We start from the raw sequence: 4886 nt of genomic DNA, 5'->3' as shown, positions 1-4886 counted from the left end.
GGCTCCATGCGCGCCGCGACGGTATATAAGCGCTCGATGCCGGACAAGTTCGCCGTGGCGCAGGCGCTCCGGGAGATCGGCGCGCTGCTGGAGCTCGAGGGCGAGAACCCGTTCAAGATCCGCGCGTACGACACCGGCGCGCGGGCGCTCGAGGGGCTCTCCGAGGACCTGGCGCGGGTCGTCGCCGAGGGGCGGCTCACCGAGCTGCCCGGGATCGGCGAGGCGCTCGCGAAGAAGATCGCCGACCTGCACGCGACCGGCTCGACCGACCTGCTGGCGCGGCTGCGCGCGCGCCACCCGCCCGGCGTCCTCGAGCTGCTGCGCGTGCCGGACCTCGGCCCGAAGAAGATCGCCGCCCTGCACGCGGCGCTCGGGGTGGGCAGCGTCGCGGAGCTCGAGGCCGCCTGCCGGGAGGGGCGCGTCCGCGGCGTGAAGGGCTTCGGCGAGAAGACCGAGCAGCGGATCCTGGAGGGCATCGCCCGCCTGCACGCGCGCGAGGCCGACCGGCGCGTGCTGCTCGCCGAGGCGCTCGCCGCCGCCGAGCCGCTGCTCGCGCACCTGCGCGCGGTGCCGGGGGCCGAGGCGGTGGAGCTGGCCGGGTCGGCGCGCCGCGGGCGCGAGACGGTGGGCGACGTGGACCTCGTCGCCGCGTCCCGCGACCCGGCCGCGCTCGCCGCGGCGCTCACGGGCCACCCGCTGGTCGCGGCGGTGCTGGGGAGCGGCGACACCAAGACCAGCGTCCGGCTCGGCTCCGGGCTGCAGGTGGACCTCCGGGTGGTGCCGCCGGAGGACTTCCCCACCCTGCTCCACCACCTCACCGGCTCGAAGGCCCACCACGTCCGGCTGCGCGGCATCGCCCGCGACCGCGGCTTCACGCTCAGCGAGTGGGGGCTCTTCCGCCTGCCGCCGCGCGAGCGCGGGGCCGCCGCCCCGGCGCCGGAGGCCGCGCCCGACCCCGCCGCCAAGGTCCCGCTCGCGAGCGAGGCCGCGCTCTACGCCGCGCTCGGCCTCGCCTACGTGCCCCCCGAGCTGCGCGAGGACCAGGGCGAGATCGAGGCCGCGCAGGACGGGACGCTCCCGGCCGACCTGGTCGAGGCGCGCGACGTGCGCGGGATGGTGCACTGCCACACCACCTGGTCGGACGGCCGGGCGAGCGTGGAGGAGATGGCCCGCGCCGCCGAGGCGCTCGGGATGGCGTACCTCACCATCACCGACCACTCCGGCTCCGCCGGCTACGCCGGCGGGCTCGACCGCGACCGGCTCCGGCGGCAGTGGGACGAGATCGACCGGGTGCAGGAGCGGGTGTCGGTCCGGCTGCTGAAGGGCACCGAGGCGGACATCCTCGAGGACGGCGCGCTCGACTGGCCCGACGACGTGCTGGAGCGGCTCGACGTGGTGGTCGCGAGCGTCCACTCGCGGATGCGCATGGACGAGGACCAGATGACGCGCCGCCTCGCCCGGGCCATGGCGCTCCCGGTGTTCAAGATCTGGGGGCACGGGCTGGGGCGGCTGCTGGGCGAGCGCGAGCCGTACGCCTGCCGCGTGGAGGAGGTGCTCGACGCGCTCGCCGGCGCGCCGGGCGCGGTGGAGGTGAACGGCGATCCCCGCCGCCTCGACCTCGAGCCCCGCTGGATCCGGGCGGCGCGCGCGCGCGGCATCCCGCTGGTCCTGTCGGTGGACGCCCACTCGGTCGCGGCCCTCGGGTACCTCCGCTTCGCGGTGACCACCGCGCGCCGCGGCTGGGCGCGCCGCGGCGAGGTGCTGAACGCGCTCCCCGCGGACGCGTTCGCGCGGGCGGTCCGTCCGGTGCGGTAGGTCCGGCCGCCTCGCCGGGCGCTCGACGCGGGCGCCCATCTCGCCTACCTTTCCCGGCTGCGTGCCCACCCAGCCCACCACCCGCGAGGCCCTCCGCAAGGCGTTCACCAGCTGGCGCACGGGGGTGGTGGCGCTGCTCGCGTTCCCTTCCGGCCTGCCGCTCGGCATCGTCCTCTACACGGTCCCGTACTGGATGCAGCAGGAGGGGATCGACATCAAGACCATCGGGCTGGTGAGCGCGGCGCAGATCCCGTACGCGTTCAAGTTCGTCTGGTCGCCGCTCATCGACCGGTTCGCGCCGGCCTGGGGGCGCAAGCGCGCCTGGATCCTCGTCGGCCAGGCCATGCTGGTCGCGTCGCTGGCCGCGTTCGCGGCGAGCTCGGGCCACCCCACCGTGCCGCTGGTCGCGCTGCTCACGCTGGTGGTCTCGTTCGCGTCCGCCACCCAGGACATCGCCTACGACGCGTACACCGTCGAGGTGCTGCGGCCGGAGGAGCGCGGCGTGGCGGTGGGCGCCCGCAACGCGCTGGCGCGCGCCGGCATGTTCGTGGGCCGGGTGGTGAACACGTTCGGCCCGAAGCTGGGCTGGGCCCCCACCTTCGCCGCCATCGCGGCGAGCTTCCTGCCGTTCGCGGCGGCCACCGTGAAGGCGCCGGAGCCCGACGTCCCGCCGGCGCCGCCGCGCACGCTGCGGCAGGCCATCTGGGAGCCGTTCGTCGGGTTCTTCCGCCACTCCCGCGCGCTCGAGATCGCCGCGTTCCTGTTCCTCTACAAGTTCGCCGACAACCTCGTCACCGCGCTCGTGTCGCCGTTCCTGGGCCAGCTCGGCTTCGACCCGGTGGACATCGGCATCGCGCAGGGGACCATCGGCATCGTCGCCACCATCGGCGGCACGTTCCTGGGCGGCATCCTGTGCACGTCGTGGGGCGTCGGCCGGGCCCTGTGGATCTTCGGCCTGCTCCAGGCGGTCTCGAACCTGGGCTACGTCGCCATCGTGGACGCGGGCGTGAACCGGCCGGTGATGTACGCGGCGGTGGCCTTCGAGGCCGCCACCAGCGGCATGGGCACCGGCGCGTTCGGCGTGCTCCTGCTCCGGCTCACCCAGCGCCGCTTCAGCGCCACGCAGTACGCGCTGTTCTCGAGCATCTTCGCGCTCGGCCGCACCTTCGCCGGGCCGCCCGCCGGCGCGCTGGTGGACGCCATCGGCTGGCGCGACTTCTTCCTGCTCACCGTCCCCTGCGCCATCCCCGGCATGCTCATGCTGCAGCGCTTCGTGCCCTGGCGCTCGCGCGAGATCCCGGCCGCGCTGGACGAGGAGGCCCCGCCGGCCGCGCACGGCACGCCCGCCACGCTGGGCGGCCTGGCGGCGCGCGGGCTCGCCGGCGCGCTGGCCGGGACGGCGCTCGCGTACCTGGCGTCCGCGCTGCTCGCCGCGCTGAAGGCGATGCGCGGCGGGCAGGCCGGCCTCGACCTCGGCGCCGCGCTGGTCCGGATGTTCCACCCGGTGCGCGCGGTGGACTGGGTGGACGTGGTCGGACCGCCGGTGGCGGGCGTCGTGATCGGCTTCGCGGTCGCCGCGTACGTGGCCGCGCGGCGCGGGATCCGGACCGCGTAGCGCCCGCCGCGCCGCCGGGTGGGCGCTCCCCCGTGCGCCGCGCACCTCGCCGCACCGCCGCGTCGGCGCACGCCCATCGCCCCCGGCCGGGCGCGCGCGTGGGCTCGCGAAGGGCTCGCCGCGCGCGCGCCCTTTCGCTTAGGATGCCGCCTCGTTCGTAGGGACCTTTCACGATCAGGAGAACATGATGAGCTCGGCTCCCCGCCTCGCAACCCTCGCCCTCGCCGCGCTGCTCGCGCTGCCGGGCGTCGCCTCCGCGCAGTCCCGGTACTCGTCGCAGCCGTCCATGCGGCTCGGCGGCCTCATCGGCTTCGACTCGGGCGACCTCGACGGCCTCGCCCTCCGCCTCGACGGCGAGCTGGACCTCCAGCGCATCTCGCCGAACGTGACGCTGGTCGGCGTCGGCTCGGTCGGCTGGTCGCACCTCTCCGACGACCTCGGCTACGGCTACGACGTGACCAACGACGTGTTCACGATCATGCCGGCGGCCCGCCTCGCGGTGGCCCTCGCCCCGCAGGTCGGCGTCTACGGCGACCTGGGCCTCGGCCTGTACCACGCGTCGCTCGAGGTGGACGTGCCGGATCCGTTCACCGGCCTCCGCCGCACGGTGGACGACTCGGCCACCGGCCTGGCGATGCGCATCGGCGCCGGCGCGTACTTCAACATCGCCCCGAAGGTCCGCCTGGTCGGCGAGATCGCGCTGCACCCGTACTTCGGCGACTACGACGACGACACGTTCACCTTCATGGTGGGCGCGACGTTCGGCCTGTAGCACCCGCGGGGCTCGAGGGCGGCGCGGGCGCGAGGACGTCCACCGTCCCGCGCCGCTCCAGCACCCGCACCGGCCAGAGGCGGAAGTCGCGCAGCGCGCGCTCCGCCTCGGCCTCCTTCCCCCGCACCCTGCAGATCCGCAGCGCCTCGCGCGGCGTCCCGGCCCAGTCCGACACCGTCGGGTTGGCGCGGTGCGCGAGCCCGTGGACGGGCGCGTCGAGGCCGCGCGCGTGCGCGGTCCAGGCGACGTGCCACACGGCCGGCCACACCGACCAGTAGTCGCCGGTGATCAGGCGGCAGCGCGCCGCGAGCACGTCGGCCGTCCAGCGGCCCGCCGCCGCGTCCAGGTCGGCGCGCACGCGCGCGAGCGAGGGCGGGCCGGCCACGGCCAGCGCCGCCGCCGGGACCAGCGCCAGCGCGACCGCGCGGGCGAGCGGCCCCTCCCGCAGCGCGCGCGCCACCGGATCCGCCAGCAGCGACACCGCCGCGAGGTGGACCAGCACCGCCGCGGGCGCGAGGTAGCGCCAGTGGAACGCGTTCACCTCGACCCAGCGCAGCACGCCGGCGGCCAGCGCGTAGGCGAGCGCCGCGAGGCAGAGCGCGGCCGCGCGGAGCACGGCCGCCCGCGCGTGCGGCCGCGCCGCGGGCCAGGCGAGCTGCGCCAGGACGCCCGCCGCGGCGCACG

At 76.3% G+C, this 4886-nt stretch carries 3 protein-coding genes and 1 pseudogene; 3 read left to right on the top strand and 1 reads right to left on the bottom strand.

The window, feature by feature from the left end; all coding sequences use genetic code 11:
* The first annotated feature begins 36 nt into the window (after window positions 1-36).
* The 3 genes from polX to PSR1_RS21780 all read left to right on the top strand — a co-directional run bounded on the left by polX (window position 37) and on the right by PSR1_RS21780 (window position 4202).
* Window positions 37-1815 carry a DNA polymerase/3'-5' exonuclease PolX gene (polX, locus tag PSR1_RS21790; RefSeq protein ID WP_059439444.1) on the top strand — a complete coding sequence of 593 codons (1779 nt, stop codon included), beginning with the start codon at window positions 37-39 and terminating at the stop codon, window positions 1813-1815.
* Window positions 1816-1876: 61 nt separating this feature from the next.
* Window positions 1877-3430 carry an MFS transporter gene (locus PSR1_RS21785; RefSeq protein WP_059439443.1) on the top strand — a complete coding sequence of 518 codons (1554 nt, stop codon included), beginning with the start codon at window positions 1877-1879 and terminating at the stop codon, window positions 3428-3430.
* Window positions 3431-3617: 187 nt separating this feature from the next.
* On the top strand, window positions 3618-4202 hold the full coding sequence (locus PSR1_RS21780; protein ID WP_059439445.1) for a porin family protein: 585 nt from the start codon (window positions 3618-3620) through the stop codon (window positions 4200-4202).
* Here PSR1_RS21780 and PSR1_RS21775 read toward each other — a convergent pair.
* Window positions 4174-4886: pseudogene (locus tag PSR1_RS21775) on the bottom strand (hypothetical protein); the annotation flags it as partial. The gene PSR1_RS21780 and the pseudogene PSR1_RS21775 sit on opposite strands and share 29 nt — an antisense overlap.

It is taken from the genome of Anaeromyxobacter sp. PSR-1 (assembly GCF_000964525.1).
Taxonomy (GTDB): domain Bacteria; phylum Myxococcota; class Myxococcia; order Myxococcales; family Anaeromyxobacteraceae; genus Anaeromyxobacter.
Note: the sequence above shows the minus strand (reverse complement) of the source record. Positions and strands in the feature narration are given on the sequence as shown.